Consider the following 25,742-nt stretch of genomic DNA (forward strand, 5'->3'; position numbering starts at 1 on the left):
CACCCCCCCCCCGCGGGGGGCGCGACCCCCCCCCCCCCGCCCCCCCGGGGGGGGGGGGGGCCCGGGGGGGTGGGGGGGGGGGGCCCCCCCCCCGGGGGCCCCCCCCCCCGCCTCTGCTCTGCCTGGGATACTCGAAGATCTGACTGCTCTCCGGCAGGCAGCCGGTTCGGGCAATCAGTAGGGCCAGGACCAGTCGGCGACCTCGGGCAGGTCGGTTCCGTGGGCGCGGATCCAGGCGTGGTGGCGGATCCGCTGGTCGCACATGCTCTGCCGTAGTCCCTCGGCACGGCGGGGGAGGCCGGGGACGCGGTCGATGACGTCCATGACGAGCCGGTAGCGGTCGAGGTCGTTGCGTACGGCCATGTCGAAGGGCGTGGTCGTGGTCCCGGACTCCTTGTAGCCGCGCACGTGCAGGTTCGGATGGCCGGTCCGGCGGTAGGCGAGGCGGTGGATCAGCCACGGGTACCCGTGGTACGCGAAGACGACCGGCCGGTCGGTGGTGAAGAGGGCGTCGTACTCCGTGTCGGTCATTCCGTGGGGATGCTCTTCCCTTGGCATCAGGCGGGCGAGATCGACGACGTTGACCACGCGCACGGCCAGCGAGGGGAGATGCTCGCGGAGCAGGGACGCGGCGGCCAGGACCTCCAGGGTCGGTACGTCGCCGGCGCAGGCCAGTACGACGTCGGGCTCGCGGCTCATGTCCTCGGTCCCGGCCCACGCCCAGATTCCGGCGCCCCGTGCGGCGTGCTTCCGCGCTTCGTCCAGGTTCAGCCAGTCGTGGCAGGGCTGCTTGCCCGCGACGATCACGTTGACCCGGTCACGGCTGCGCAGCGCGTGATCGGCCACCGCGAGCAGGGTGTTGGCGTCCGCCGGGAGGTAGGCGCGTACGACGCCGGGGTTCTTGTTGAGGACGTGGTCGACGAAGCCGGGGTCCTGGTGGGAGAAGCCGTTGCCGTCCTGGCGCCAGACGTGCGAGGTGAGCAGGTAGTTGAGGGAGGCGACGGGCGCGCGCCAGCTCAACTCGCGCGCGCTCTTGAGCCATTTGATGTGCTGGCTGACCATGGAGTCGACGATGTGGGCGAAGGCCTCGTAGGTGGAGAACAGGCCGTGGCGGCCGGTGAGGAGGTATCCCTCCAGCCAGCCCTGGCACACGTGCTCGGAGAGGACCTCCATCACCCGGCCGTCATGGGAGAGGTTCTCGTCAGTGGGCTCCGTGCTGCCCTGCCAGGCCTTGCCGGTGGCGCCGTACAGGTCGTCCATGTGGTTGGAGGCCGTCTCGTCCGGTCCGAACACCCGGAAGTCCCGCCGCCCTACGCTGGCGATCATGACCTGCGCGAGGTAGCGGCCCAGGACACGGGTCGGCTCGTGCAGGGTGCTACCGGGCTTCTCCACGGGCACGGCCCACGCGTCCGGGGCGGGGAGCGGAAGCGGGCGCAGCAGCCGGCCGCCGTTGGCGTACGGGCTCGCACCCAGCCGGCGCTCAGCCTCCGGTACGCAGGCCAGGACCTGTGCCGTCGGTCGGCCGTCGGCGCCGAAGAGGTCCTCGGGCCGGTACGAGCGCATCCAGCTTTCCAGCTGCCGCAGGTGTTCGGGGTTCTCGCGGACCTCTGCGAGGGGTACTTGGTGGGCGCGCCAGGTGTCCTCGACGGGTTGTCCGTCGACGACGGGGGGTCCGGTCCAGCCCTTGGGGGTCCGCAGGACGATCATCGGCCAGCGTGCGCGCTCGGCGCCCGGATCCGTGCCCGTGGCCCGTGCCCGTAACCGCGCAGCAGCCCGTCGAGCTCCGCCTCCGGGATCCGTGACAGCACGGACGGGTTGGCGATCTTGTATCCGTTGAGGTGGAGGATGGGCAGGACGGCGCCGTCATGAACCGGGTCCAGGAACTTGTTCGAGTGCCAGGAAGCGGCGAGTGGCCCGGTCTCCGCCTCACCGTCGCCGATGACGCACGCCACCAGCAGGCCGGGATGGTCGAAGGCGGCCCCGTAGGCGTGGGCGAGGGAGTAGCCGAGTTCGCCGCCTTCGTGGATGGAGCCTGGCGTCTCGGGCGCGACGTGGCTCGGGACGCCGCCGGGGAAGGAGAACTGGCGGAACAGTTTGCGCATCCCGTCGGTGTCGCGGCCGATGTCCGGGTAGGTCTCGCTGTAGGTGCCTTCCAGCCAGCAGTTGGCGAGGACGGCTGCCCCGCCGTGGCCGGGTCCCCAGACGCACAGGGCATGCAGTGCACGCTCCTTGATCACCCGGTTCAGGTGGGTGTGGACGAGGTTCAGGCCGGGTGCGGTGCCCCAGTGGCCGAGCAGGCGAGGCTTGACGTGCTCGGGCCGGAGCGGCTCGGCGAGCAGCGGGTTGTCCATGAGGTAGATCTGACCGACGGCCAGATAGTTCGCGGCACGCCAATGCGCGTCCAGCTCCGCGATCCGGTACGGGGTCGTCATGAGCGCTCCTTCATGCCGCAGGCCGAAGCATGCGCCGGTTGAACCGATGCCCGAACCGTGCTCCTGCGGAGGGCCTGGAACCGGCAGACCGCGACGGGCCGCGGCAGCTGGGCGGGTGGAGCCGGGACCGCTTCGCTCGTGCGGTGACGGTGAGAGGCCGGCGGGGCGGCTCATCGGGGAGAACGGCCGTTCCCGCCGGCTGTCAGGGGCCCGTCGGAGCGGGGGCGCTCACATGCGCAGCAGGCGCAAGGTGATCTCCCGGTACTGACGCAGGGCGAGCCGCAGGTCCTCCGTCTCGGCTTCGGATCCGAGGTTGCGGTGGGCGGAGCGGATGACGCGCCGGTGCTCGACGAGCGCGGCCGTCACGCGGGCGGTGGCGTCGGTGAAGGCGGTGTCGGCTTCGTCGACCGCTTCGCGCGGGCTCCGGACGAAGGTGCCGAGGGCGTGCTGGAGGCGGAGGGTCAGCCGGTCCCGGTCGCTCTGCGCGAGCAGCGACACGAAGGCCGGGATCTCCGGGCGGGTTCCGGGGGGCGGGAGTTGCTGCGCGCGTTCCTGGTCGTACGTCATCGCGGTCCGCCTCCCCCGGCGTGGTGGCGCTGTGGACGGTGCCGGCCCGAGTCGGCGGGTTGCTCCGCGACCAGTGCGTCGAAGAGCTCCCCCGCCCCGGTCATGGCCCTGCGGTTCTCCTCCGTGCTGCCACGGCCGCGGGCGGCTCCGTGCAGGCCGCGATAGCCGTCGACGTGCTGCGCGTGGTGGACGGAGAGCGCGGCGAGCCGTTCTTCGAACGGCCCGTCGGCCGGGAAGCCCCGGTCCGAGGTCAGGCGCGCCAGCAGGGCGTCGGCCTCGGTGACCGCCTCCTGAGGGGAGTCGACGAACTGCTTCTGGATCGCGGCCCATTGGACCGCGTACTGCTCACGGGAAGCCGGCGAGAGCGGCCGTTCCCTGACGGATCCGTGCTGTTTGAGGCGTCGGTCGAGTTCTCGGTTCGCGGCCTTGGTGCCCCCTTGGTGGCGGGTCACGAGGCGTTCGTACTCGGGGCCGAAGCGCCGTTTCAGGCCGCCCCCGATCCGGCGGTGGCCGAGCGCGGCCAGGAGGACGGCCGTCACCACGAGGAGGGTCGCGACGACGAGGGCCGCGATGATGATCACGGCCCTGGACATCGCGGCTCCCCGCTGTACCCGGCTCGTAAGTCGTTCTGCTGCATGCGCGTCGACTCTCCTCGGTTGATGGCGCGTTGGTGCCGGCAGGAGGAGGAGAATCCGGAAGGGTGCGGCCGGGACCTGCACAGCGGTCACAGGGGGTGGTACCTGCGTTCCGCGGGGTCCGGGCGAAGCGGAGGGTCGGAAGGCCTGGCTCCGGAGCGTTTCCGGGCGGTACGGCCCAACACCGTCTGCGTCAGTGAACGCCGGGCGGTGTCGGCTGTCAATGGGCCCGACGGCTGTCGCTGGGCTCCCCGGGGGACTAGGCTGCGGGGTGAAGCCCTGGTCCCCGGCAGCGATGATCTGTTCCGCTGTGGAAGGGACCGCTCGTGTCCGTACTGCTTCTCGTGCTCCTGGTGGCTCTGCTCGCCCTCGGCTACTCCAGCCACCTGCTGTGGGTGGCCGCTGCCGTCCTGCTCTTCACGCTCGTGCACCGCGGACGCCGGGGTGGCTCGGGACGGCAGGGCGACCATCGGGGCTACGACGACCACCACGGCTACGAAGACTACGGTGACTACCGGGACCACCGTGACCAGCAGCACCGCTGGGACCGCCGCTATGCCCGACAGCACCGTGGCCGCCAGGACCGTGAAAACCGCCGCGACCGTGACCGCAACCGTGACCGCAACCGGGACCGCGACCGCGAAGAACCGCGCTGACGTCAGATGGCCAGGTCGGCGAGGGGCTCGGTTCCGTCGATGAAGGCGCCGGCCAGGTCGGACAGGCGCCGGTTGTGCGAGCGGGCGTAGCGGCGCAGTGCGGTGAAGGCCTCCTCCATGCCGATGCCCTGGCGTTCGGCGAGCTTGCCCTTGGCCTGCTCGATGAGCACACGGCTGTTCAGCGCGGACTGCAACTGCTCGTTGAGCACCGTGCTTTGCTGGGAGGAGCGTTGTTGGAGGAGGCTGATGGTGGCGACGTCGGCCAGGGCCTGGGCGACGGGCGTGGCGGCCGGATCGAAGGGGCCGGGGCGGGCGCGGAACAGGTTCAGCGCTCCGACGACCTCGTCCCGCAGGCGCATCGGCAGGGCCTGGACGGCCGAGTATCCGCTGTGGCGGGCCTGCGTGGTGAAGCGCGGCCAGCGGTCGTATTCCGTGCTCAGGTCCGGGATGGTGACGGGTGCGCCGGTGCGGAAGCATTCCAGGCACGGGCCTTCGTCGTTCTGGAGCTGGAACAGTTCGAGGAGGCGGACCTGTTCGTCGGAGGCGGCCATCACGCGGAGTTCGCCGTTGTGGTCGGCGAGGAGTACGCCGGCCGCGTTCACGTCGAGCATGCCGACACATCTGTCGGTCAGCATGCGGAGGAAGTCGATCAGGTCGAAGTCCGCGACCAGGTTGTCCGCAAGTTCGACGAAGGCCTTGGCGAGGAGCTGTTCGTTCATCGTGCACACCTTCTGTTGTCAGGCATCGTCGGCGGCGCTCCGTTCCTCGTCCGCGTCCCGGTCCGGCGGCAGCCGCAGTCTGCGGGCCACCACATCGGCCGCCACTTCGGCGAGTCGCCGTCCGTGGGCATAGGCGTAGGCGCGCAGACGGAGGAACGCCTCCTCGATGTCCACACCGAGCTGGACCGTGAGCATGCCGGTGGCCTGGTCGATCTCCGCCCGGTAGCCGCCGAGTTCCTCGCCGCCCACCCCGTCGATCCGGGCCCCGAGGAGCAGGAGCGTGGCGGTGTCGGCGAACACCATGGCATCGGCCAGTGCCGCGGAGTCCAGTTCGCCCGGCACACCGGAGTAGAGGTCCAGTACACCGGGGCTGATCCCACCGATCCGCAAGGGGAACGCGAACACCGCCACCGCACCGGCGGTGACGGCCTCCAGGGCGAACACGGGCCAGCGGAGCCGTTCCCCGTCGGCCCGCAGATCGGGCGCGAGGACGGCCGAACCGAAGGCGAAGGCATCCAGCCCCGGGCCCTCGCCCAGCGTGAGCTGGAGTTCTTCGATCCGCTCGCTCAGCGGGCCGGTGGCGTACAGGGGATGGCCGGGCGCGGCCTTGGACATGGCCGACACCCCTGCTCCGTCGATCGGAAGCGCGGCCACCGCAGCCGTGCACACGTCCATCACCGCGATCCGTTCGCCGCGCCGCGCCGCCTGCTCGGCGACCAGCACCCGGATCCTGGCCGACCGGCCACCCGTCACCGCTGCGGCCGCGGGGTGCCTGCGGGGAGTCCCTGGCGGGACGCACCTGCCGGCGCCCTCCCGAGCGGCACTTCGCCGGTGAGGCGGTTCAGGAAGGACTCGCGGCTGCGAGAACGCCCCGGCGGCGACGCGTCCGTCACCGCACACCGCCCAGGGGGTGTCGCGCCAGTGCCGACCTGTGGGCGTTCGTATCGGGGACACGCATGCTGGGCTGCCTCGGTTCGGGACCAGCCGGGTACGTGCCGGTCGGAGCCGGATCCTCCGGGAACGGGAACGCTCTGTCCGCAGCATAGCCCGGCGCCGGTGTCGGCGGAGGGGCGCAAGCAGGCCGCTTCTGGCTGGTTGCCGACCGGCGCGTGGGCGCACCGACGCGCGCCCCGCATCGAGCCGCCGAGCCGCCGGGCACCCGATGCCCCTGACCGGGGCAGCGGCGTGGCCGCCGGTTACGCCGGGCCGGGATCGCTTGGTCCCGACGCCTTTGGGTAGACGCCGTGTGGATCGGCGGGCTTTCGCCGGCCGCAGCTCATTCGCACGTGGCAGTGCGGAGCAGGGAGTGCTCCATGATCCTCATTCTCGGTCTCATCCTTTTGATCGCTGCGCTGATCTTCGCCGTGGCAGGGGTCATGGCGAACCTCGGCAGTGCCCACGAGCTCACCAACGACTTCTCGGTCTTCGGCTACCACGTCACCAGCTCGACCGGCGCGCTGTTCCTCTACGGTATCGCGGTCGGAGCGGCCGCCGTCCTGGGTCTTGCTCTCGTCCTGGCGGCGGCCCGCCGGGCCTCCCGCCGCAACCGTCTGGCCCGCCACGAGGCTTCCCTCATCTCGAAGCGGGAGAGCGCGGTCGTGGACCGCGAACGCGAGGACCTGATCGAGCAGCGTGACGCCGCCCGCGCCCAAACCGCCCAAGTCCTCGGCGAGGACCGTCCCACCCCGGCGGCCGCCCCGACGACGGGCCGCATGCGCAGCAAATGGTTCGGCGGGAACAGCGAGACCCGCTAGCCCGCTGGGCCGGAGACGCGGTCCAGCCAATCGCCCAGCAGCGCGCGCTCGTTGGGGGTGAGCTGCGTGAGCTCGGGCAGTGCGGCGCGCAGGGTGACCGCGGCGGCGGCCGGACCGGCCGGTGCCGCGGCGGGCGTGCCGACCAGGATGGCCGTGCAGACCGCCTCCCAGGCGAGGTCGGCGAGGGCGGGATCGCGTTCGTCCTCGGGCTGGTCGATGAGGGTGAACACGATGCCCGTGCCGGCCGAGCGGATGAGGTCGACGGCGCGCTGCTCGGGCACGCGCAGGAGTCCGGCCCGGGCGAGGCGGGTCACCCGTCGGCGCAGTACCGCGAAGCCGGACTGGGCCGCTGCTTCCCCGTCGGGCGTTCGCAGCGGGGTGTTCATGAGCCGGAACAGGGCGGGGTTCGCCAGTCCGAAGCCGATGTGCAGCTCCCAGCCGGCGCGCAGTCCCCGGAGCGGGTCGTCGTCCGCGTCGACGGGGGGCTTCTGCGCCACGTAGCTCATGAAGCCGTGCTCGGCCACGGCGCCGAGCAGCCCGTTCTTGTCACCGAACAGCCGGTAGATCATGGGCGGCTGCACGCCGGCGGCGAGCGCGACCGAGCGGGTGGTCACCGCGTCCGGCCCCTCTGTGGCCAGCAGGTGCGCGGCGACCTCGACGAGGCGTGAGCGCACGGCGTCGCGCGGGGACTGCGGGGCGGGATCCATCATGTTTCCCACGATAGCGCATCGTCGATATCGTCGATATTTCAGTGGTAACGTGAAAAGCGAATCATCGATATCGCCCCAGATCTTGGAGTCGACCATGCTGGTCATCACCGGAGCCACCGGCGCACTCAACGGCGCCACCGTGGAGCACCTGCTGGAACGCGTCCCCGCCCGGGACATCGCCGTCACCGTCCGCGACGTCGCCAAGGCCGAGCGCTTCGCGCAGCGCGGCATACAGGTGCGCCACGGCGACTACGCCGACCCGGCTTCGCTGCCCCGCGCCTTCGCGGGCGCCGACCAGTTGCTGCTGGTCTCCGCGAACGAACCGGACTCGGACAAGGCGGTGGCCCTGCACCGCACCGCCGTCGAGGCCGCCGTCACCGTCGGTGTCGGACGCCTCCTCTACACCAGCCACCAGGCCGCCGCGCCGGGCAGCCCCTTCGGCCCCGCGCACGTCCACGCCACGACCGAGCACCTCCTGGCTGACTCGGGCCTTCCCTGGACGGCGCTGCGCAACGGCTTCTACGCACACAGCCTCAACTGGCTGACGGGCCCGTGGCGCGAGACGGGCGTCATCACCGTCCCCGGCGACGGACCGGTCTCCTGGACCGCGCGCGAGGACGCGGCCGAAGCCGCCGCCGTCATCCTTGCTTCCGGCGGCGCCTACGACGGGCCGACCACGCTCACCGCGAGCACGGCGCCGACCTTCGAGGAGATCGCCGAGACCGCATCGGAACTCACCGGGAACACCGTCAAGAGCGTCGTCGTCGACGAGGACGAGTGGCTCGCCTCCCAGGTCGCCCACGGCACGGACGAGCGCATGGCGCGCTTCCTCCTGGGCTTCTACCGCAACGCACGGCAGGGCGGCTTCGCCGGCACCGACCCGCTGCTCGGCACGCTCCTGGGCCGGGAACCGCGCACGGCGCGCGACGTGCTCTCCCAGCCGGCCGGCTGACAGCGCCGTTCGTTCACCGGTGTCGACAGCGACCTGGCCGTCCGGCCCCGGTCGTCACCGCCGCCGTGCGGTGCAGGTCCTTCCTCAGGCCGAGCGCAGGGCGTCCGTAGGGGAGGCCCTGGCCGCGCGCAGGGCCGGGTAGATCCCCGCGAGGGCGGCGACCACCACGGAGACGACGGGGCCGGCGACGATCGTGTAGAGGGGGATGGACGCGGGCCATCCCTGGACGAGGGCGTAGCCGTAGACGGTGAGGCTGCCGACGATCAGCCCGCCGATGCCGCCGATGAAGCCCATCAGCACGGCCTCCAACAGGAACTGGGCGGCGATCTGCCCGCCCCTGGCGCCCAGTGCGCGGCGCAGTCCGATCTCTCCGCGGCGTTCCATGACCCCGACGACCATGGTGTTGGCGATGCCGACCCCGCCCACGAGCAGGGCGACGGCGGCGAGGGAGAGGACGAGTCCGGTGAGTGCGCCCTTGGTCTCGTTGCGTGCGGTGAGGAGGTCGGAGGGGCGGCTGACGGCGACCTTGGCCGGGTTGGCCGGGTTCGCGGTGGCACTGGCCACGGCCTGGACATCGGGGACGCGTTCGGGATGCGAGCGCAGGTAGACGGTGGCGGCGGTGCCGTCCGCGCCCAGGTGGGCCGTGGCCTGGGGCCAGCCGACCAGGGCGGCCGTGGCGAGTTCGGGGGCCAGCTCGTTCGGAGCGAGGATCCCCGTGACGGCGTACCACTGCCCGCCGAGCCAGACGCGCTCGCCCGGCGCGGTCACACCGAGGCGCTGCGCGGCCTGGTCGCCGAGGACCGTCACGGGGAGGTTCTCGCTCGCCCTGTCCAGCCACTGCCCGCTGCGCAGGGTGGCGTGCAGGACGTCGAGGAGGTTCAGCCGGGCGGTCAGCACGCTGATGCTGCCCGTCTGCTCCTTCGGCACCAGGTCGTTGCGGTAGACCTCGGCCTTGGTGGCGCCCGTCGCGGTGACCTGCTGGACCGGGCCGATGTTGGCCAGCATCTTCTCGGCCGTGGCCGGGAGCGGTACGGGCTGCTGGTCGGCGCCCTTCCCCGGGGCGACGGTGAGCAGGTTCGAGCCGAGCCGGTCCAGGCGGGCCAGCAGGTGCGCCTGGTTGGAGGAGGAGATCCCGGTCACGGCGATGACGGCGGCGATCCCCAGGGAGATGCCGAGGGCGGACAAGGCCGTACGCATCTTCCGCGTGCGCGGTCCGATCATGCCCAGGCGCAACAGGTCCGCCGGCCGCAGCCGGGTCCGGCGCAGGGGGGACGGGGAGGTCATCGGTCGGCTCCTGTGGGGTGCGGGCGGCGTTCGTCGAAATCGATGCGGCCGTCGTGGATGCCGATGCGCCGGGGGAAGGAGGCGGCGAGGTCGCGGGCGTGGGTGATGACGACGACGGTGGTGCCGTTGTCGTTGAGGGCGCGCAGGAGGTCGACGACGGCCGCCCCGGAGGCACTGTCCAGCGCCCCGGTGGGTTCGTCGGCGAGCAGCAGCGCGGGACGGCCGACGAGGGCGCGGGCGATCGCCACACGTTGCTTCTCCCCGCCGGAGAGCTGGTCGGGGCGGTGACCGAGGCGGTGTCCGAGGCCCACCTCGCGCAGGGCTTCGACGGCCGCCTCGCGCCGTCGTGCGGCGGGGGCGCCGCTGTAGAGGAGGCCGGTGGCGACGTTCTCGACCGTGGTGAGTCCGGAGAGCAGGAAGAACTGCTGGAAGACGAAGCCGATCCGGTGCGCGCGCAGAGCGGCCAGCTCGTGGTCGGACAGGCCGGACAGATCGCGTCCTTCGAAGCTCAACTGCCCGGTGGTGGGCCGGTCGAGGGAGCCGAGGAGGGCGAGGAGAGTGGACTTGCCCGACCCGGAGGGGCCGACGACGGCGAGGAGTTCACCGGCCTCGACGGTGAGGTCGATGCCGTGCAGGATCCGCAGCGCAGGTGATCCCGCAGCCGGGTACTCCTTGACGACGCCGGTCAGCTCCAGCACGGGTACGCGGCCCCGTGTCGGTGTCAGCGTCACTTGGGGATCACCACCTGGTCGCCGCTCTTCACGTCACCGGTGATCTGCGCCTTGGCATCGGCGACCAGTCCCAGCTGGACCTTGACGAGCCGGCTGGTGGCGCCGTCGACGACCTTGACGCCGTAGCCTCCGCCGTCCAGGGCGAGCAGCGCGGTGACCGGGACGATGAGGGCGTCGGAGGCGGTCTGCCCGACGACGTTGACCGTCACGGAGGAGGGTCCGGCCGATTGGGCCTTGTCCTGGCTGTCCAGCACGATGGTGACGGAGGTCCTCTGCTGACCGCCCCCGCCGGCACCGGAACCGCCGCCGTCCCCGCCGTTGCCGTCCCCGCCGCGGATCAGGGAGCGGATGCGTCCCTCGACGCTGCCGCCGCCGGCGAGGTTGACCACCACCCTGCCGTCGGGCTTGAACTGGGACAGCTGGTTCTCGGCGGGCTGTACGACCGCGACGAGGCCGGTCCCGCTCACGGTCATCACCGAACCCGCCCCGAGTGCGGAGCCGAGCTGCGCGCCGAGCTTCTGCACCTGCACCGCGGCCAGCGGCAGCATGACGACGGTGCCGGGAGCGACCGTTCCCGTCTCCTTCACGCCCAGGGTCTTCTGCCACCGCTTGACGGCGGTGGCCGTGCCCTCGGTGAACTTCTCGTCGACGGCCAGGCCGAGGCCGCCCGCGTGTCCGAGCTTGATCAGGTTGCTCTTGAGCTGCTTGACATCGGGGCCGTCGGCCACGCCGGGGCCCAGATCCCGCCACATGGGCCGTTCGCCCGTCATGAGGACGACGGGGCGTCCGTCCACCTCGTAGAGCTTGCCGCCCGCCTTGACGACGGAGCCGACGGCCGGCAGAGCAGTGAGCGTTCCCTGGCCGGAGGCGACGACGGGCGTGGGCGCGTCGTAACCGAGGGCCCCGGCGACCTGAATGCTGCTGGACAGCGATCCCTTCTCCACCACCACCGTCCCGTGGTCCGCGGACGGCTGCTCGGCGACGGCCCCCTTGTCCTCCCAGGGGCGGGTCGCACCCCACGCGGCGGTCCCCGCGAGCGCGACGATGAGGACGAGCGGGACGACGGTCCCGCGGCGCCTCTTGCGCCTCCTGCCTCGGGCGTCGGGAGCGTCGGAAGCGTCGGGGTCTGTGGAATCGACGGGGCCTGCGGAATCGGCGGGGCCCGCGGAGTCGACGGTCTCGGTCATGCTCACTCGCCGATCTGGTAGCCGGGGGCGGGCAGCTTGCTGCACGCCGGCTGGATCGCGTCCCACTTGGCCTCGTCGAACGACAGCCTCGGTATCTGGAGGATCCCGGTCTTGGGGTCGGGGTCGGGCAGGTCCGGATAGCCGTTCTTCCGCCCGCACGCCACCCAGGCCCGCGCCTCCTCGACGTACTTCTGGTTGAACTTCTCCTTGGCCTGGTGGATGCCCGGAACCTTCTCGTCGCAGACCTTGACCGCCGCCTCGTAGGCGCTGACGTCGACCTCGACGCCCGTGCCGGAAGCCGGGGTGAAGATGTTGCCGTCCTTGTCCTGCTGGACCTCGTTGCGCCCCTGACCGTGCATGCAGGTCACCCACGCCCGCCGGACCGCGTTGTCGTCCTGCGGCTTGCTCTTGCCCGACCCGTCGCCCCCGGCGACCTTCGGCGCCTCCGCCTCGGAGGAACAACCACTCATCACCAGTACCGCGCTCACGGCGGCTGCCGCCATGAGGACCCGTCCGGCTCGACTGCGCATGCTTCTGCTCCCTGGTGCATCTCGACGACGACGTGATGTGACGTGAGTGACGTGACGTCGCACCGTCCACACGTCCGCACGTCCCCACGCCCGTACGTCCACCAGTTCTACGCAGGGCCCGGTGAGCCATCGGTGAGCTGCGCCTAACCGCTGGCTAACCTCACCCGAGGGATCCTTGACCAGCGGGTTCGCAGCGCGGACGGGGCAGCGCACGGAGCGGGTGACAGGAGTGGGACGGTCGGGATGCGCGTACTCATCGTCGAGGACGAGGTGGAGCTGGCCGAGATGCTGGCCGAGGGCCTGCGCGGGGAAGGAATGGTCTGCGCGGTGGCCCACGACGGTGCCCGGGCACTGGAGATGACAGCCGCCGAAACCTACGACGTACTGGTCCTGGACCGGGACTTGCCCCACCTGAGCGGAGACTCGGTCTGCCGGGCCCTGAACACGACCGGCTACCCGGCCAGGATCCTGATGCTCACCGCCGCCGGCACCCTCTCCGACCTGGTCGACGGCCTCGGCCAGGGCGCCGACGACTACATGGCCAAACCCTTCTCCTACCTCGAACTGGTGGCCCGGCTGCGGGCCCTCGGCCGGCGAACCTCCACCGGCAGTGCCGCCACCGTCCTGAGCCGGCACGGAGTCAGCCTGGACACCGTCCGCAGAGCCGCCGAACGCGACGGCCGACCGCTCAAGCTCACACCCAGGGAACTCGGCGTACTGGAACTGCTGCTGCGCGCGGACGGCGCACCCGTCGACACCGAAGAACTACGGGACAGGCTGTGGGACGCGGCGATGGACCCGGCCACCACCGCCGTACGGGTCGCCGTGCACGCCCTGCGCCGCAAGCTGGGCGAACCACCGCTCATCCACCACGATCCCGGCTTCGGCTACAGGCTGTGAGCCGCACCCCCGGGACGCGCGCCCGTACCCGCCCCGCCCGGTACCGGCTGCCTCTGCGCGGGCGGCTGACGCTGACGACCACCGCGCTCTTCGCCGTCCTCGGCGCCGCACTGCTCTTCCTGAACTGGCTGAGCTCACGGCAGCTCATCGAGGACAACCGCTACCTCGTCGTTCCGGCCGCCGATCTCCTCCCGGCAGCCGAACCGCCCGGCCTACCGGACACCAGCCCCCTCGATCCGGCGCAGAGCCCCGCCCCCCTGCCGCCGAGCACCTCAGAGGCCATGCCCACCACCCCGTCCGAAGCCTTCGCGGACTTCCAGCACAGCGTCCTCAACGAACTGCTGATCCGATCCCTGCTGCTCCTCGCCCTGTTCACCGGCCTCGCGGCCCTCCTCGCCCTGTGGGCCAGCCGCCGCTCCCTGCACCGCCTCACCCAGGTCACCGCCGCCGCCCAGCGCATCGGCACCGGATCCACCCTCGACGAGCGCCTCGACCTGACCGGACCCCACGACGAGGTCCGCGAACTCGGCGACACCTTCGACGCCATGCTCGACCGCCTCGACCGCAGCTTCACCGCACAACGCCACTTCACCGCCCACGCCTCGCACGAACTGCGCACCCCGCTCACCGTGCAGCGCACCGCACTGGAGATCCCCCTGGCCCAGGGCCGGGTCCCCGACGAACTGAAACCCGCCCTGCACCGCGCGCTGGACGCGAACGCCCGCACCGAGCGGCTGATCGAGGCCCTGCTGACCCTGGCCCGGGGCGAGAGCGAGAACCTGACACCGCATCCCGTCGACCTCGCGGACCTCGCCGGGCACGCCGTCGCGGACCTCGCCGGAGAGGCCAGGACGTCGGCGGTCCGCATCACCGCACACCCCAACCCCGCACCCGTCGCAGGCGATCCCTCCCTGCTCCGGCAGATCGCACTGAACCTCCTGGCCAACGCCGTACGCCACAACCACCCCGGCGGCACGGCGACCATCACCACGGGCACCGTCGGGCAGCTGGCCTTCATCGAGGCCGCCAACACCGGACCGGTCCTGACCCCCGCGGAGATCCCCACCCTCTTCGAGCCGTTCCGCCGCGGCCCGGAACGCCGGAGCAAGGGCCTGGGCCTGGGCCTCGCCGTAGTGCGCGCGATCACCCTCACCCATCACGGCAAGGTCACCGCCACCCCCCGCCCCGGCGGCGGACTCACGGTCCGCGTCGAACTCCCTCTCCGCCCCCGCGGCCGACCGCCGACGTGACCTCCCGGAACAGAGTGTCCCGAGCGGCCGGCCTTCGCCGGGGTGCGGTTCGTGTCCTTGAACCGGCGGACGATCTCCTTGGCATTGGCATTGGCATTGGCTTCGGTCGGCGATGTCACTTGGGTGGCAGCGTGTCCGCGAACGCCGCCGCCGTCGTGATCCAGTGGTCCAGGACGGAGTCCTTGGCCAGGTCCGGGCCGCTCACCGTCACCCAGCCGCGCATCGGGCGGCCGGTGAAGTCCATGGGCCGGGCCTCGGGGCGGGCGAGAGCCCGTTCGCTCCCGTCCGGGCCCACCCGGACGGCGACCTCTTCACCGGACACGGCCAGGGTCATGTTGCCGTGCAGCAGGAAGGCGAGACCGCCGAACATCCGCTCCTCGGTGACGGCGGACCGTTCACCGAGCCGCTCCCGGATCCGCTGGGCGAGCCCTTCGTCGTACGTCATGCCTCCACTGTCCTGCGGGATACGGGTACCCGCGCGCCGGTGCTGCTGGTCACGGCCGTTGCGCGCCCATCAGCCCGGCGCCGCCGGGAGCGCTCGTGCTTCCGACCTGGTCAGGCGCCGGGGTGCCGGACTGCGGATTCCCTCTCGGAGGGGGCCTGCTCCTCGGGATGGGGCCGCGTGGTCGAGCCGCCGTTGCCGTAGCCGCCCATCTGGTGGGGGCTCAGTCCGCCCGCGGGGAAGCCCCTCGGCTCACGGTCTCCGGGCTGCTCGCGCACCTCGTGGACGGCGCCGCCGGGAGGGAGGTGCGGCTGGCTGTCGGGCGTGGGGGGAGGCGGCTCGTGCGCCCGGACCCTCGCGCCCAGGACGAACGCGGCGATCAGGACGGCGACGATGAGGAGTCCGACGATCCCGAACCACCCGATGTCCGTCAGGGTCATGTCCACTGCCAGGTCGTGCACGCTGGTGTCCATGCCATCCATGGTGGTGGGGAAATGGCCCAAAAAGGCGAAAATCGATCATACGGAAGTCTTACGGCTCGCGGGATTCCGCTGCGATGGACCGGCGCCCCCCTGCGTGGCGCGGCGGCGGAACCAGGTGGTGGCCAGGACGAGGCACGCGGCGGCTCCGTACACGATGCCGGCGAGGACGGGCCCGTAGTCGAAGGTCGGTCCGAGGATGTAGACGGCGGCGCCGGCCAGGGGGATGCCGAGCCATTCCCAGCGTCCGTCCAGGGCGACGAGGGCGATCAGGAGCAGGGAGTACCAGGAGTAGCCGGGGGTGAGGAGGACGAAGGCCCAGCCGGTGACCAGCAGCGCGCCGCTCCAGGGGCGCCGGGGATCCCCGCGCCACATCACGTACAGGGACACGCCCGCGACGACGGCGAGCAGGACGGGGAACGCCCAGCTGTCGGGCAGGACCAGACGCAACAGCGCGTACCGGGAGCCGGCCGAGGGGTCGTCGTAGCCCTCTTCCTCCACGTAGCCGCCGAGGTAGCCGAAGACCGAGGCGTGCGAGAGCAGGACGTACGGCAGGTAGGCGAGTGCGGTGAACGCCGCGGCGGGCAGCAGCACGGCGGCGGCGTCGCGGATCCGGCGGACGCCGGAGAGGGCGCCGGGCAGGACGACGGCGGGCATGAGCTTGGTGGCGATGGCGGCGCCGATGAGCAGGCCGCCGACCGAGCGCCGGGTCTGGACGCGGGAGGTGACGAGGCCGAGTCCGGCGATGGCGAGGAGTACGCCGAGGACGTCGATGTGGGCGTTGTTGACGGCCTCCAGGGGGACGGCCGGGCACCAGGCCCAGTACGCGGCCTTGCGCAGGTCTGCGCCGCGCCGTCGAAGGATCAGCAGGAGGGTGCCGGTCACGCCGAGGGAGATCAGGCCGGCGCCGATCTGGAGCGGCTTGTGCCGGGATCCGGTGGGCGAGAGCGTGTCGACGGCGAGGAAGTAGGCCTCGGCGACGGGCGGGTAGATGGTGTGGACGGCGGGCCTGTTGATGCGGGTGCAGTGAGGGGCGCCGTCGGCGTGGGGGATGCCCGCCAGGTCGGGGCCGCTGCACGCGGTGCCCGTGGGGAACAGCCAGGGATCGCGCAGTCGGGCGAGGGCGGGGTCCTGGGGCGTGTGGTCGTAGGGGGAGACGCCGGCGGACTGGACGCGGCCGTCCCAGGCGTAGCGGTAGGAGTCGGTGCTGGTTCGCGGCGGTCCCAGGAGACCGGTCACCGTGACGCCGACGGCCCCGGCCAGGAGCAGCGGGACGACCGACCGGGCCGGGGCGCGGCGCAGGGCGAGGAGGGCCGTGGCGAAGAGCCCCCAGCATGCCGCGTACCACCAGGACAGGCCCACGGGGTCGGTGAAGAATCCCCCGTACCGGACGGTGAGGGCGAGGACCGCGGTGAGGGCGGCGAGGGCGGCGCCCGTGATCGCGGTACGGGTGGCGGCGCCGGTGATCGCGGTACGGGTGGTGGCGGCGGTAGACGGGTTCACCTGCGAAAGCGTTCCAGGAAGCGCCCCTCCGCGGGCCGTCGGCGCCCCGGACGTCCGTGATTCGTAAGGTGTTCCAGCCCCCTACGACAGCCGCGCGGCGGGTGTGATGGGGGCATGCGCTTCACCTTGCCCCCGGGCCCGCCCCTCACCTTCAGGGCGCGCCTGCACGACGCCCGTACCGCCACGGCCATCGGCCGCTGGCTGGGCCTCTCCTTCGCGGTCTGCTTCGCCACCGGAGTGCTGAGCCACTACCTCCAGCACCCGCCGGACTGGCTGGCCGACTCGCTGCCGAGCCGTCCCTCCTGGGGCTACCGCCTCACCCAGGGACTGCACGTGGCCTCCGGGATCGCGGCGATCCCGCTGCTGCTCGCCAAGTTGTGGGCCGTGTACCCCCGGCTGTTCGCCTGGCCGCCCGTGCGCTCCGCGGTCCACGCCCTGGAGCGGCTCTCCGTGGCGGTCCTGGTCGCGGCCGGACTGTTCGAGCTGTTCACGGGCCTGCTGAACACCTTCCAGTGGTATCCCTGGCCGTTCAACTTCGTACCCGTGCACTACGCCGTGGCCTGGCTCCTGCTCGGCGCCCTGCTCCTGCACATCGCCGTGCAATGGCACAAGATCCGTGACCACTTCACGCTCCGTTCCCCCGGAACCCTGGCGCTCCCCGAGTCCGACGGACCCGACCGCAGACAGGTGCTGGCCGGCGTGGCGGCCGCGGTGGGGGCGGTCACGCTCACGACCGTCGGGCAGTCGGTGACCGCACTCGGCCCGCTCGACCTGTTCGGCCCCCGCAGCCCCGCCCACGGCGTTCAGGGCCTGCCGGTGAACCGCACGGCCGCCGCCGCGCGCGTCAGCAGGGCGTCACTGGCCGACTGGCGGCTGACCGTGGACGGGCCGCGCCCGTACACCCTCACCCTGGACGAACTGCGCGCCCTTCCCCAGTACGAGGTCACGCTGCCCATCGCGTGCGTGGAGGGCTGGAGCAAGTCCGCCCGCTGGACGGGAGTACGCGTACGGGACCTCCTGGAGCGGGCCGGAGGCGGCCCCGGGGCCCGGGCCCGGGTGGTGTCCCTGGAGGCGGCGGGGGCCTACCGGGTGATGGAGATGGGCCGGCTGTACGCGCAGGACCCGCTCACGCTGCTGGCACTGCGGCTGGGCGGCGAGGTGCTGTCCCTGGACCACGGCTACCCGGCGCGGATCATCGCCCCGAACCGGCCCGGAGTCCTCCAGACCAAGTGGGTCGGCCGACTGGAGGTCGCGTGATGAACTTCCGCTACGTGACGGGCGGGTTCGGGCTGGCGCTTGCCGGCTGGGGCGGGTGGCTGCTCCTCCAGCAGCCCGAGCCCTGGCGGATCGCCGTATGGCTCGGGGGAGCGGTGGTCGTCCACGACGGCTTCGTCGCCCCGCTCGTGATCGCCGTCGCCGCACTCGTCGCCGCACTGGGCCCGCGCCTGAGCGGGGTGCCGCGCGCTGCCCTGATCGTCGCGGGTTCGCTGACCGCGATCGCACTTCCCCCGCTGCTGCGCCCCGGCGGCGCGGCCAACCCCACGGTCCTGCCGCTCGCTTACCTGCGCAACTGGCTGGTGGTGCTGGCGGCCATCGCCCTGCTCACCGCCGCCCACGCGGGTGCGCGGGCCGTACTGCGCAGCCGGGCGGCCCGCCGGGCCTGAACAGGACGCCGGGCCGGGCGGCCGAGTCGGGGCCGGGGCCCGGGGCCGCAGGGCTGCCCGGGGTGGGATCCGTACCGTACGGATCCCACCCCGGGCGGTCCTCGCGGGGCAGCGGGTCGAAGACCGCCACCCGCAGGACAGGTGTCGGACCGGGATCCGGGATCCGGGCTCCGGGTCTCAGCTGACGGAGGCCGCCGAGGCGCGCTGGCCCGCCCGCGCGAACTCGGCCATCCCCTCGGCGAAGCCCACCCGCGGACGCCACCCCAGCTCGCGCCGCAGCCGCGCGGAGTCGGCGGTGATGTGCCGTACGTCCCCGAGCCTGAACTCGCCCGTGACCACCGGGGCCGCTCCGCCGTACGCCGCCGCCAGCGCGTTCGCCATCTCGCCGACCGTGTGGGGATCACCGCTCCCGGTGTTGAAGGCCGCCAGAGCTCCGGCGGACATGCCGCCGACGGCCTCCAGCGCCACCGCGTTCGCCTCGGCCACGTCCCCGACATGGATGAAGTCCCGCCGCTGCGCGCCGTCCTCGAAGACCCGCGGTGCCTCACCGCGGGCGAGCGCGGAGCGGAAGAACGAGGCCACCCCGGCGTAGGGGGTGTCACGGGGCATGCCCGGCCCGTACACGTTGTGGTACCGCAGGGACACGGCACGGCCCTCCACGCACCGGGCCCAGGACGAGGCCAGGTGCTCCTGGGCCAGCTTCGTCGTCGCGTACACGTTCCGGGGGTCCGTCGGCGCGTCCTCGCCCACCAGTCCCGGTGCGAGCCCGGCCCCGCAGTCGGGGCAGCGGGGCTCGAACCGGCCGGCCGTCAGGTCCTCGGCCAGGCGGGGCCCGGGGCGCACCGTGCCGTGGACGGAGCAGCGGTAGCGGCCCTCCCCGTAGACCACCATCGATCCGGCCAGCACGAGGTCCCTCAGGCCGGCCGCCGCCGTCTCGGCCAGCAGGACCGCCGTCCCGAGGTCGTTGCAGCCGACGTAGTCGGGGGCGTCCGCGAAGTCCTTGCCCAGCCCGACCATGGCCGCCTGGTGGCATACGGCGTCCACCCCGCGCAGCGCCGACCGGACCGCCTCGGCGTCCCGTACGTCCGCGCGGAGGAACTCCGCGTCGGGCAGGTCCGGCGCGTGCGGATGGGCGGCGGGCAGCAGTGCGTCGAGCACGACGGGCTCGTGCCCGCGGGCCGAAAGGGCGTTGACGATGTGGGAGCCGATGAACCCGGCTCCTCCGGTGACGAGTACGCGCATACGGCCGACGTTACGCAGCACGGGGACCCCGGCGGGGCTCCCACACCTGCACGTAAGACTTCCGTCATCCGTGCCCGCGCGGACGCCATCGATGCCCCGCCGCGCCATCGAGGTCTACAGTGCGGCCATGACTTCGCTACTGGCCGGTAAGCAGTGCCACGGGGCCCTCAACCCCCTCCACTCCCTGATCTACTTCGCGCCGGAGGCCGAGGAGGAATTCACCGGGTCCGGGCTGCACAAGGGGCGCATGGGGTATTTCGCCGGGCGGGCCGCGGCGATGGGAGCCGTGGGTCCGGGCGTGGTGGCCGCCACGTTCTACAACTTCAGCCCGGCTCTGGTGGCCGCGCACATCCCGCGGGCCTGGGATCTGGCGACCCCCGGCACGGTCCTGGCGGCCCGGCTCAGGGCTGTCGACCGGGTGCTGCGCCGCTTGCTGGGCGACTCGGTCGCCGACGACCCCGAGGTGCGCGAGGCAGCCGCTCTGGCGGCGGCCGCCACCGAAGCGTGCGCACCGGCGGGACGGCCGCTCTACGCGGCCCATGCCGATCTCCCGGCTCCGGAGCCCGCGCACCTGGCGCTGTGGCACGCGATCACCGTGCTGCGCGAGTACCGCGGTGACGGCCATCTGGCAGCGCTGTCCACCTCCGGCCTGGGCGGACTGGAGGCGCTGATCACCCACACCGCCACCGGTGAGGGATTCACCGAGGAATTCGCCCGGCACAGTCGCGGCTGGACCGCAGAGGAGTGGGAGGCGGCCCGGGAGGGGCTGCGCGCACGCGGGGTAATCGATTCCGAGGGCCGCCTCACTGTGCTCGGGCGGGACCTGAGGAGCGAGACGGAGGAGCGCACCGACCTGCTCGCCCGGTCGCCCTACGACCACCTTGGGCAGACGGGGGTGGAACGGCTGACCGCCATCGGCGGCCGCCTCACGCGTACCGCGCTGGCGAACGGGGCGTTCCCCCCGGGGGTCTTCGCGGGACGGTGACCGCCCTCCGCCCGGGACGCGGAGGGGCCGGCTCCCGGTAAGGGGAGCCGGCCCGCAGGGCTGCTCGGCTGTCGCGCGGGGGTGTTACTTCGGCATCAGGACGGTGTCGACGATGTAGACGTTGGCGTTGGCGGTCTTGACGTTGCCGCAGACGACGTTGGAGGTGTCGTTGACCTTGTAGGTCTCGCCCGAGCCGCTGGTGGTGAGCTTGGTCTTCTCCAGGGTGTCGAAGGAGCCCGACTCCAGCTGCTTGGGGGTGAGGGACTGGCCGACGACGTGGTAGGTGAGGATCTTGGTGAGGGTGGCCTTGTCGGCGAGGACCTTGTCGAGGTCGGCCTTGGGGATCTTGGCGAAGGCGTCGTTGGTCGGTGCGAACACCGTGATGCCCTGGGCGTTGTTGAGGGTGTCGACGAGGCCGGCCTTCTTGACGGCCGTCACCAGGGTGGACAGCGCCGGGTTGTTGGAGGCGGCGGTCGCGACGGGGTCCTTGGCCATGCCGTCGAAGGAGCCGGCGCCGTCGGCGGGAACGCCGGCGCAGGCCGGGCCGAACGGCTTGTCCATGGCCATCGACGCGTCCGGCGTCGCGGGCTGCGAGGCGGCGGGCGCCTCGCTGCTCTTGTCCGCGGAGGACCCGGACGCCGAGTCACTGCCCGAGTCGGAGCAGGCGGACAGAGCGAAGGGGAGAACGGCCGCAGCGGCCACGGCGAGAGCGGTACGACGGAAACGGAGCGTGCTGGACATGAGGTATCTCCTATGGATGTTCGAATGCTGGGGATGGAAGGAAGGGAAGGAAAGGTCTGGGGCGCCGGCCACCGGTAGCGGTGGGGCCGGGCGCGAGGTCAGCCCGCGGTGACGAAGACGCTGTGCCAGCCGCTGGCACCGTCGGGGATGGTCCGGGTGCGTTCCTCGGTCTGGACCTGGCCGCTGCCGTCGGTGGCGCGGACCGTGAGGTTGTGGCCGCCCGGTGTCGGCTTCCAGGGGTAGGACCACTGGCGCCAGGTGTCCTTGCTCGCCTGCGGTGCGAGGTCGGCGTCCCGCCAGGGGCCGTCGTCGACCCGTACCTCGACGCGCTGGATGCCGCGGTGCTGCGCCCAGGCGACTCCGGCGACGGTCACCACCTCGCCCGTCGGCCGGGCGAAGGGCTTGGGGGTGTCGATGCGGGCCTGGGTCTTGATCGGTGCCTTGCGGGCCCACTTGCGCTTGACCCAGTACGGGTCGTAGGAGTCGAAGGTGGTGAGCTCGAGCTCCTTGATCCACTTGCAGGCGGACACGTATCCGTACAGGCCGGGGACCAGCATCCGTACGGGGAAGCCGTGGTCGAAGGGGAGCGGTTCACCGTTCATGCCGACGGCCAGCATCGCGTCGCGGCCGTCCATGACGTCCTCGACCGGCGAGCCGAGCGTCATGCCGTCCACGGAGCGGGCGATCAGCTGATCGGCCTTGCCTCCGCGGGAGGGCGGCTTGACGCCGCATTCGCGCAGCAGGTCGTCCAGGCGTACGCCGAGCCAGCGTGCGTGGCCGATGTAGGGGCCGCCGACCTCGTTGGAGACGCAGGTCAGGGTGATGTCCCGCTCGATCAGCGGACGGTCGAGCAGCTCCTGGAAGGTGTAGGTGCGCGGACGGCTGACGCCCTTGCCGCGGATCTGCAGCCTCCACGTGTCCGCGTCGACCTTGGGGACCACCAGCGCGGTGTCCACGCGGTAGAAGTCCTTGTTGGGGGTGGTGAACGCGCTGATCCCGGCCGCCTTCAGCTGTACGCCGGCGGGCAGTGCGGGTGCGGGGGAGGCCGGTGCGGGCAGTTTGAGCGCGGACCTGGAAGCCGAGGCGCCCTGGCCGCTCCGGCCGATCAGAGCGCGACCCGCCGCGCCCGCCGCGGTGGCGGCGACAGCGGTGGCGGAGGCCGCGACGAGGAAGCCCCGACGGGACCAGCCGTCCTGCCTCTCCCCGGTACCGGTCGGGACCACCCCGCGGGTGAGCCTTCCGGCCAGGACGTACAGGACAGCGGCGCCGGCCAGTGCTCCGGCGACCGAGGGCAGGGCGTCCAGCACTCCTCGGGCGTCCGGCCGGGTGAGGGCCGCAGCCGCGCCGATCACACCGAACAGCAGGACTCCCGCCGCACCGGAACGCCGGTAGCGCAGGGAGACGATGCCCAGAACGATGCCGAGGAGGCTGAGCGTGGCCAGGATGCCGAGCTGGAGGACGAGCTTGTCGTTCTCCCCGAACGTGCGGATCGCGAAGTCCTTGACGGCGGCCGGTGTCCGGTCGATGGCCGCGCCGCCGACGGCGGTGACCGGTCCGGCCTGCGGCCGTACCAGTGACGCGGCGAGTTCGGCCACTGCCAGCGCCGTGTAGCCGGCCAGCAGGCCGGACACGGCGCCCAGCGTGCCGCGGGCGAGGGACTTGCGGAAGGTGCTCACACCCCCCATTCGCCGCACTCCGTCCGGCGGATTGGTCGGTTCGTATCATCAAGGGGAAACCCGTCCCAGGTCGTGACGGGTCCGGCGGACTTGCTCCGCGGCCGTCGCCCCCTGGCGGCCGGTCACTCGACGACGGTTTTCGCCTGGTCGGATGAAGACCGGGGTGTGGTGTTGCCGCTCAGGGCAATCCGTACATATGGCCGCTCCGAAGAGGCGGTAAGACAGCTGAGCACCAGGGCCGGCTCCCGGGAGCCGGTCTTTCTCACGCCGAAAGAGCTGCTGTTGATGACATCCACGCACCACCACCGGCGAATCCACCGCACGGCCGCTCCGCGGCAGGGCGCAGCACGGCAGGGGACGGCACGCCGATGACGGAGCCCCGCCACGCCCGCCCTCGCGACACGGACGGAGCCAGGCTGCAGGAGGTGATGGAGAAGGTCGGGGAGGGCGACAAGGACGCCTTCTCCGTCCTCTACGAGGCCGTCGCCCCCACCGTGTTCGGGGTCGTCGTCAAAGTCGTCCGGGACCGGGCGCAGTCCGAGGAGGTGGCGCAGGAAGTGATGATCGACTTGTGGCGTCAAGCCACCCGCTACCACCCCGAGCAGGGCGCCGTCATGACCTGGGTCGCGACCATCGCCCACCGCCGGGCGGTGGACCGCGTCCGCTCCGCCCAGGCCTCCGCCGACCGCGAACACGCCACCGGCGTACGGGATCAGGTGCGGCCCTACGACGAGGTCGCCGAGCAGGTCGAGGCCCGGCTGGAGGGCGAACAGGTACGCCGCTGCCTGGAGGGCCTGACCGAGATCCAGCGCAAGGCGCTGACCCTCGCCTACTACCGGGGACTGACCTACCGCGAGGTCGCGGAAGAGCTGCGGTCCCCGCTCGGAACCATCAAGACCCGGATGCGCGACGGACTGATCCGGCTGCGCGACTGCATGGGGGTGACCACATGAGACACGAAACGGACCTGCACACCCTCACCGGCGCGTACGCGCTCGACGCGCTCACCGGCGAGGAACTCCGTACCTTCACCGCACACCTCGAACACTGTGAAAGCTGCCGGCAGGAGGTGAGGGAGTTCCAGGCCGCTGCCGCACGCTTGGCCCCGCCCGCCGTCCTGTCCGTACCCGCCTCCTCGAGGCAGCAGGTCCTGCGCCGCATCGAGGGCGTCAGGCAGTTGCCTCCGCTCACCCGCCCCGTCGCGCCGCCCCGGAGGAGCGCCTTCCTCGGACGCAGGGCCGCGGCCTTCGTCATAGCGGCCGGCATCGCCGCGGTGGCGGGCTTCGGAGGCCTCGCCGCCTGGCAGCACCAGCAGGCGGAACAAGCACACGCGCAGGCCCGGTCCGCCGGCCGGCAGGTGCAGGCACTGGCCGCCGTCATCTCGTCACCCGATGCCCGAACCGTCCACGGGCGCACCAGCACCGGCGCGGCCGCATCCGTGGTCACCTCCGCCCGCCTGAACCGGGCCGCCTTCCTCACCACGGGGCTCCCGGCCGCCCCGGCAGGGCGGACCTACCAGCTGTGGTTCGACGACCACGGGACCATGCGACCCGCCGGCTTCCTCGCTGGTGACGGGGCCGTCCTCATGCAGGGCGATCCCGGTCAGGCGCTCGCCGTGGGCCTGACCCTCGAACCCGCCGGCGGATCAGCCCAGCCCACGACGAGCCCCTTGATCCTGCTCACCCTCGCCGCCTGACCGACGCACCGCATCGCGACCTGCCGGCCCGCAGGTCGCGACATGGAGCGGGGCCCGCACCGTGTGCCGGTGCGGGCCCCGCCCCGCTGGTCCCGGCAGGCCGGGACCAGCCACGACAGCGCAAGACGGTCGGTCCCGGGCTCCTGTGGCCAGGCGTACCGAAAAGGGGAAATTCGTATCTTTCTCCACCCATCGCCCCGGCGGTCGGCTGCGAATGAAGGGTGAGGGGAACGAGCGGGCCCCGGGACGGGGCAGAGGGCGGGGCCCGCCTCCACGAGGAGGAACACATGAGCACCCACAACGTCCGCCGATCCGCCGCACTCGCGGCAGCAGCGTTCGTCCTACCCATAGCCCTGGGCGTGGCAGCCCCGGCGTTCGCCGACTCTTCGCAGGCCGATCCCTTCGGCCCTGCCTGTGCCTCGGTGCCCAAGGAGGGCTCGGGCAGTCTCGCGGGCATGGCCAAGGACCCCGTGGCCACCGCCGCGTCGAACAACCCCGCGCTGTCGACCCTGGTCACGGCCGTCAAGAAGGCCGGCCTGGTCGACACCCTGAACAATGCCAAGGGCATCACGGTGTTCGCGCCGACCAACGCGGCCTTCGCCAAGATCCCGAAGGCCGACTTGGACAAGATCCTGGCCGACAAGGCCGAACTGACCAAGATCCTCACCTACCACGTGGTGGGCGAGAAGATCACCCCGAAGCAACTCGCCATGGGCGACTTCAAGACCCTCGAAGGCGGCTCGCTGACCACGGCGGGATCCGGCGAGAGCTTCACCGTCAACGGCAAGGCGAAGATCGTTTGCGGTGACGTCCAGACCGCCAACGCCACCGTCCACATCATCGACACCGTCCTCAGTCCCAAGTGACCGGACCGTTTCCGTCGCCTGCCGGGGGGGGGGGGGGGGGGGGGGGGGGGGGGGGGGGGGGCGCGCCCCCCCCCCCCCCCCCCCGGCGATCTGCGTTTTCCGCCCCGCGAGCCCGCATCCGCGGGCCGCCGGTTTCGTTGG

General features: G+C 72.1%; 26 protein-coding genes and 1 pseudogene. 11 read left to right on the forward strand and 16 right to left on the reverse strand.

Annotated features, from left to right (window positions below; genetic code table 11):
• Window positions 1-174: 174 nt before the first annotated feature.
• The 3 genes and pseudogenes from ACIA8F_RS38130 to ACIA8F_RS38140 all read right to left on the reverse strand — a co-directional run bounded on the left by ACIA8F_RS38130 (window position 175) and on the right by ACIA8F_RS38140 (window position 3,592).
• Window positions 175-2,432 (reverse strand): annotated as a pseudogene (locus ACIA8F_RS38130) (phosphoketolase).
• 228 nt (window positions 2,433-2,660) lie between these two features.
• Window positions 2,661-2,999 carry a hypothetical protein gene (locus tag ACIA8F_RS38135; RefSeq protein ID WP_399385641.1) on the reverse strand — a complete coding sequence of 113 codons (339 nt, stop codon included), beginning with the start codon at window positions 2,997-2,999 and terminating at the stop codon, window positions 2,661-2,663.
• A complete protein-coding gene (locus tag ACIA8F_RS38140; RefSeq protein WP_399385642.1) occupies window positions 2,996-3,592 on the reverse strand; it encodes a hypothetical protein in 597 nt (198 codons plus the stop codon). Before ACIA8F_RS38140 ends, ACIA8F_RS38135 begins: the two co-directional genes overlap by 4 nt.
• A 368-nt stretch (window positions 3,593-3,960) precedes the next feature.
• On the opposite strand from ACIA8F_RS38140, the gene ACIA8F_RS38145 reads away from it, so the two are divergent.
• Window positions 3,961-4,290, forward strand: coding sequence for a hypothetical protein (locus tag ACIA8F_RS38145; RefSeq protein ID WP_399385643.1), 330 nt, complete (start codon window positions 3,961-3,963; stop codon window positions 4,288-4,290).
• Window positions 4,291-4,292: 2 nt separating this feature from the next.
• On the opposite strand, the gene ACIA8F_RS38150 is transcribed toward ACIA8F_RS38145, so the two are convergent.
• Both ACIA8F_RS38150 and ACIA8F_RS38155 read right to left on the reverse strand, forming a co-directional pair.
• Entirely contained in the window at window positions 4,293-5,009 is a 717-nt protein-coding gene (locus tag ACIA8F_RS38150) for a GAF and ANTAR domain-containing protein (RefSeq protein ID WP_399385644.1), read from the reverse strand.
• Between the two features lie 18 nt (window positions 5,010-5,027).
• Window positions 5,028-5,732, reverse strand: a complete 705-nt coding sequence (locus ACIA8F_RS38155; protein WP_399385645.1) for a GAF and ANTAR domain-containing protein — start codon at window positions 5,730-5,732, stop codon at window positions 5,028-5,030.
• Window positions 5,733-6,322: 590 nt separating this feature from the next.
• On the opposite strand from ACIA8F_RS38155, the gene ACIA8F_RS38160 reads away from it, so the two are divergent.
• Window positions 6,323-6,763, forward strand: a complete 441-nt coding sequence (locus tag ACIA8F_RS38160) for a hypothetical protein (protein WP_399385646.1) — start codon at window positions 6,323-6,325, stop codon at window positions 6,761-6,763.
• Here the strand turns inward: ACIA8F_RS38160 and ACIA8F_RS38165 are convergent.
• Window positions 6,760-7,473: a TetR/AcrR family transcriptional regulator gene (locus ACIA8F_RS38165; protein ID WP_399385647.1), complete on the reverse strand. Its 714-nt coding sequence runs from the start codon at window positions 7,471-7,473 to the stop codon at window positions 6,760-6,762. The two genes, ACIA8F_RS38160 and ACIA8F_RS38165, sit on opposite strands and share 4 nt — an antisense overlap.
• A gap of 94 nt (window positions 7,474-7,567) precedes the next feature.
• Between ACIA8F_RS38165 and ACIA8F_RS38170 the strand changes: the two genes are divergently transcribed.
• Window positions 7,568-8,425, forward strand: a complete 858-nt coding sequence (locus ACIA8F_RS38170) for an NAD(P)H-binding protein (protein ID WP_399385648.1) — start codon at window positions 7,568-7,570, stop codon at window positions 8,423-8,425.
• An 84-nt stretch (window positions 8,426-8,509) separates the two neighbouring features.
• Here the strand turns inward: ACIA8F_RS38170 and ACIA8F_RS38175 are convergent, their stop codons facing one another.
• Genes ACIA8F_RS38175 through ACIA8F_RS38190 form a run of 4 tightly spaced genes read right to left on the reverse strand, consistent with a single transcriptional unit; the run spans window position 8,510 to window position 12,157 of the window.
• Complete coding sequence (locus ACIA8F_RS38175; RefSeq protein ID WP_399385649.1) at window positions 8,510-9,709, reverse strand: ABC transporter permease; 1,200 nt, start codon at window positions 9,707-9,709, stop codon at window positions 8,510-8,512.
• Window positions 9,706-10,434, reverse strand: coding sequence for an ABC transporter ATP-binding protein (locus ACIA8F_RS38180; RefSeq protein ID WP_399385666.1), 729 nt, complete (start codon window positions 10,432-10,434; stop codon window positions 9,706-9,708). The genes ACIA8F_RS38175 and ACIA8F_RS38180 overlap by 4 nt, the downstream gene beginning before the upstream one ends.
• Before the next feature lie 2 nt (window positions 10,435-10,436).
• Window positions 10,437-11,627, reverse strand: a complete 1,191-nt coding sequence (locus tag ACIA8F_RS38185; protein ID WP_399385650.1) for a peptidoglycan-binding protein — start codon at window positions 11,625-11,627, stop codon at window positions 10,437-10,439.
• Window positions 11,628-11,629: 2 nt separating this feature from the next.
• A complete protein-coding gene (locus tag ACIA8F_RS38190) occupies window positions 11,630-12,157 on the reverse strand; it encodes a hypothetical protein (protein ID WP_399385651.1) in 528 nt (175 codons plus the stop codon).
• A 243-nt stretch (window positions 12,158-12,400) separates the two neighbouring features.
• On the opposite strand from ACIA8F_RS38190, the gene ACIA8F_RS38195 reads away from it, so the two are divergent.
• A complete protein-coding gene (locus ACIA8F_RS38195; RefSeq protein ID WP_399385652.1) occupies window positions 12,401-13,057 on the forward strand; it encodes a response regulator transcription factor in 657 nt (218 codons plus the stop codon).
• A complete protein-coding gene (locus ACIA8F_RS38200) occupies window positions 13,054-14,307 on the forward strand; it encodes an ATP-binding protein (RefSeq protein ID WP_399385653.1) in 1,254 nt (417 codons plus the stop codon). Before ACIA8F_RS38195 ends, ACIA8F_RS38200 begins: the two co-directional genes overlap by 4 nt.
• 115 nt (window positions 14,308-14,422) lie before the next feature.
• Here the strand turns inward: ACIA8F_RS38200 and ACIA8F_RS38205 are convergent, their stop codons facing one another.
• From ACIA8F_RS38205 to ACIA8F_RS38215, 3 genes are all read right to left on the reverse strand, one after another.
• Window positions 14,423-14,752: a TfoX/Sxy family protein gene (locus ACIA8F_RS38205; protein WP_399385654.1), complete on the reverse strand. Its 330-nt coding sequence runs from the start codon at window positions 14,750-14,752 to the stop codon at window positions 14,423-14,425.
• A gap of 110 nt (window positions 14,753-14,862) precedes the next feature.
• Complete coding sequence (locus ACIA8F_RS38210) at window positions 14,863-15,222, reverse strand: DUF6479 family protein (protein WP_399385655.1); 360 nt, start codon at window positions 15,220-15,222, stop codon at window positions 14,863-14,865.
• Between the two features lie 45 nt (window positions 15,223-15,267).
• Window positions 15,268-16,731, reverse strand: a complete 1,464-nt coding sequence (locus ACIA8F_RS38215; RefSeq protein WP_399385656.1) for a glycosyltransferase 87 family protein — start codon at window positions 16,729-16,731, stop codon at window positions 15,268-15,270.
• 114 nt (window positions 16,732-16,845) lie between these two features.
• On the opposite strand from ACIA8F_RS38215, the gene ACIA8F_RS38220 reads away from it, so the two are divergent.
• Window positions 16,846-17,988, forward strand: a complete 1,143-nt coding sequence (locus tag ACIA8F_RS38220; RefSeq protein WP_399385657.1) for a molybdopterin-dependent oxidoreductase — start codon at window positions 16,846-16,848, stop codon at window positions 17,986-17,988.
• Entirely contained in the window at window positions 17,988-18,395 is a 408-nt protein-coding gene (locus ACIA8F_RS38225; protein ID WP_399385658.1) for a hypothetical protein, read from the forward strand. Before ACIA8F_RS38220 ends, ACIA8F_RS38225 begins: the two co-directional genes overlap by 1 nt.
• 177 nt (window positions 18,396-18,572) lie before the next feature.
• On the opposite strand, the gene ACIA8F_RS38230 is transcribed toward ACIA8F_RS38225, so the two are convergent.
• Window positions 18,573-19,637, reverse strand: a complete 1,065-nt coding sequence (locus tag ACIA8F_RS38230) for an NAD-dependent epimerase/dehydratase family protein (protein ID WP_399385659.1) — start codon at window positions 19,635-19,637, stop codon at window positions 18,573-18,575.
• 127 nt (window positions 19,638-19,764) lie between these two features.
• Here ACIA8F_RS38230 and ACIA8F_RS38235 point away from each other — a divergent pair, with 127 nt between their 5' ends.
• Complete coding sequence (locus ACIA8F_RS38235; RefSeq protein ID WP_399385660.1) at window positions 19,765-20,622, forward strand: hypothetical protein; 858 nt, start codon at window positions 19,765-19,767, stop codon at window positions 20,620-20,622.
• Window positions 20,623-20,706: 84 nt separating this feature from the next.
• Here the strand turns inward: ACIA8F_RS38235 and ACIA8F_RS38240 are convergent, their stop codons facing one another.
• Window positions 20,707-21,363 carry a fasciclin domain-containing protein gene (locus tag ACIA8F_RS38240; protein WP_399385661.1) on the reverse strand — a complete coding sequence of 219 codons (657 nt, stop codon included), beginning with the start codon at window positions 21,361-21,363 and terminating at the stop codon, window positions 20,707-20,709.
• 98 nt (window positions 21,364-21,461) lie between these two features.
• Window positions 21,462-23,048: a molybdopterin-dependent oxidoreductase gene (locus ACIA8F_RS38245; protein WP_399385662.1), complete on the reverse strand. Its 1,587-nt coding sequence runs from the start codon at window positions 23,046-23,048 to the stop codon at window positions 21,462-21,464.
• A gap of 359 nt (window positions 23,049-23,407) precedes the next feature.
• Between ACIA8F_RS38245 and sigK the strand changes: the two genes are divergently transcribed.
• The 3 genes from sigK (at window position 23,408) to ACIA8F_RS38260 (ending at window position 25,601) form a co-directional block, all read left to right on the forward strand.
• Entirely contained in the window at window positions 23,408-23,992 is a 585-nt protein-coding gene (gene sigK, locus ACIA8F_RS38250; protein ID WP_399385663.1) for an ECF RNA polymerase sigma factor SigK, read from the forward strand.
• Window positions 23,989-24,735, forward strand: coding sequence for an anti-sigma factor domain-containing protein (locus ACIA8F_RS38255; RefSeq protein WP_399385664.1), 747 nt, complete (start codon window positions 23,989-23,991; stop codon window positions 24,733-24,735). The genes sigK and ACIA8F_RS38255 overlap by 4 nt, the downstream gene beginning before the upstream one ends.
• A gap of 287 nt (window positions 24,736-25,022) precedes the next feature.
• Window positions 25,023-25,601 carry a fasciclin domain-containing protein gene (locus tag ACIA8F_RS38260; RefSeq protein ID WP_399385665.1) on the forward strand — a complete coding sequence of 193 codons (579 nt, stop codon included), beginning with the start codon at window positions 25,023-25,025 and terminating at the stop codon, window positions 25,599-25,601.
• Window positions 25,602-25,742 lie beyond the last annotated feature (141 nt).

It is taken from the genome of Streptomyces sp. NPDC051563 (assembly GCF_044454225.1).
Classification (GTDB): domain Bacteria; phylum Actinomycetota; class Actinomycetes; order Streptomycetales; family Streptomycetaceae; genus Streptomyces.

Bases quoted from the DNA above. Each gene is read 5' to 3' on its own strand.
- ACIA8F_RS38185 (WP_399385650.1), bottom strand. From the start codon at position 11,627: ATGACCGAGACCGTCGACTCCGCGGGCCCCGCCGATTCCGCAGGCCCC.
- ACIA8F_RS38210 (WP_399385655.1), bottom strand. From the start codon at position 15,222: ATGGACACCAGCGTGCACGACCTGGCAGTGGACATGACCCTGACGGAC.
- sigK (WP_399385663.1), top strand. From the start codon at position 23,408: ATGACGGAGCCCCGCCACGCCCGCCCTCGCGACACGGACGGAGCCAGG.
- ACIA8F_RS38235 (WP_399385660.1), top strand. From the start codon at position 19,765: ATGACTTCGCTACTGGCCGGTAAGCAGTGCCACGGGGCCCTCAACCCC.
- ACIA8F_RS38165 (WP_399385647.1), bottom strand. From the start codon at position 7,473: ATGATGGATCCCGCCCCGCAGTCCCCGCGCGACGCCGTGCGCTCACGC.
- ACIA8F_RS38140 (WP_399385642.1), bottom strand. From the start codon at position 3,592: ATGTCCAGGGCCGTGATCATCATCGCGGCCCTCGTCGTCGCGACCCTC.
- ACIA8F_RS38245 (WP_399385662.1), bottom strand. From the start codon at position 23,048: ATGGGGGGTGTGAGCACCTTCCGCAAGTCCCTCGCCCGCGGCACGCTG.
- ACIA8F_RS38225 (WP_399385658.1), top strand. From the start codon at position 17,988: ATGAACTTCCGCTACGTGACGGGCGGGTTCGGGCTGGCGCTTGCCGGC.
- ACIA8F_RS38175 (WP_399385649.1), bottom strand. From the start codon at position 9,709: ATGACCTCCCCGTCCCCCCTGCGCCGGACCCGGCTGCGGCCGGCGGAC.
- ACIA8F_RS38205 (WP_399385654.1), bottom strand. From the start codon at position 14,752: ATGACGTACGACGAAGGGCTCGCCCAGCGGATCCGGGAGCGGCTCGGT.
- ACIA8F_RS38190 (WP_399385651.1), bottom strand. From the start codon at position 12,157: ATGCGCAGTCGAGCCGGACGGGTCCTCATGGCGGCAGCCGCCGTGAGC.
- ACIA8F_RS38160 (WP_399385646.1), top strand. From the start codon at position 6,323: ATGATCCTCATTCTCGGTCTCATCCTTTTGATCGCTGCGCTGATCTTC.
- ACIA8F_RS38150 (WP_399385644.1), bottom strand. From the start codon at position 5,009: ATGAACGAACAGCTCCTCGCCAAGGCCTTCGTCGAACTTGCGGACAAC.
- ACIA8F_RS38195 (WP_399385652.1), top strand. From the start codon at position 12,401: ATGCGCGTACTCATCGTCGAGGACGAGGTGGAGCTGGCCGAGATGCTG.
- ACIA8F_RS38170 (WP_399385648.1), top strand. From the start codon at position 7,568: ATGCTGGTCATCACCGGAGCCACCGGCGCACTCAACGGCGCCACCGTG.
- ACIA8F_RS38255 (WP_399385664.1), top strand. From the start codon at position 23,989: ATGAGACACGAAACGGACCTGCACACCCTCACCGGCGCGTACGCGCTC.
- ACIA8F_RS38260 (WP_399385665.1), top strand. From the start codon at position 25,023: ATGAGCACCCACAACGTCCGCCGATCCGCCGCACTCGCGGCAGCAGCG.
- ACIA8F_RS38135 (WP_399385641.1), bottom strand. From the start codon at position 2,999: ATGACGTACGACCAGGAACGCGCGCAGCAACTCCCGCCCCCCGGAACC.
- ACIA8F_RS38240 (WP_399385661.1), bottom strand. From the start codon at position 21,363: ATGTCCAGCACGCTCCGTTTCCGTCGTACCGCTCTCGCCGTGGCCGCT.
- ACIA8F_RS38230 (WP_399385659.1), bottom strand. From the start codon at position 19,637: ATGCGCGTACTCGTCACCGGAGGAGCCGGGTTCATCGGCTCCCACATC.
- ACIA8F_RS38220 (WP_399385657.1), top strand. From the start codon at position 16,846: ATGCGCTTCACCTTGCCCCCGGGCCCGCCCCTCACCTTCAGGGCGCGC.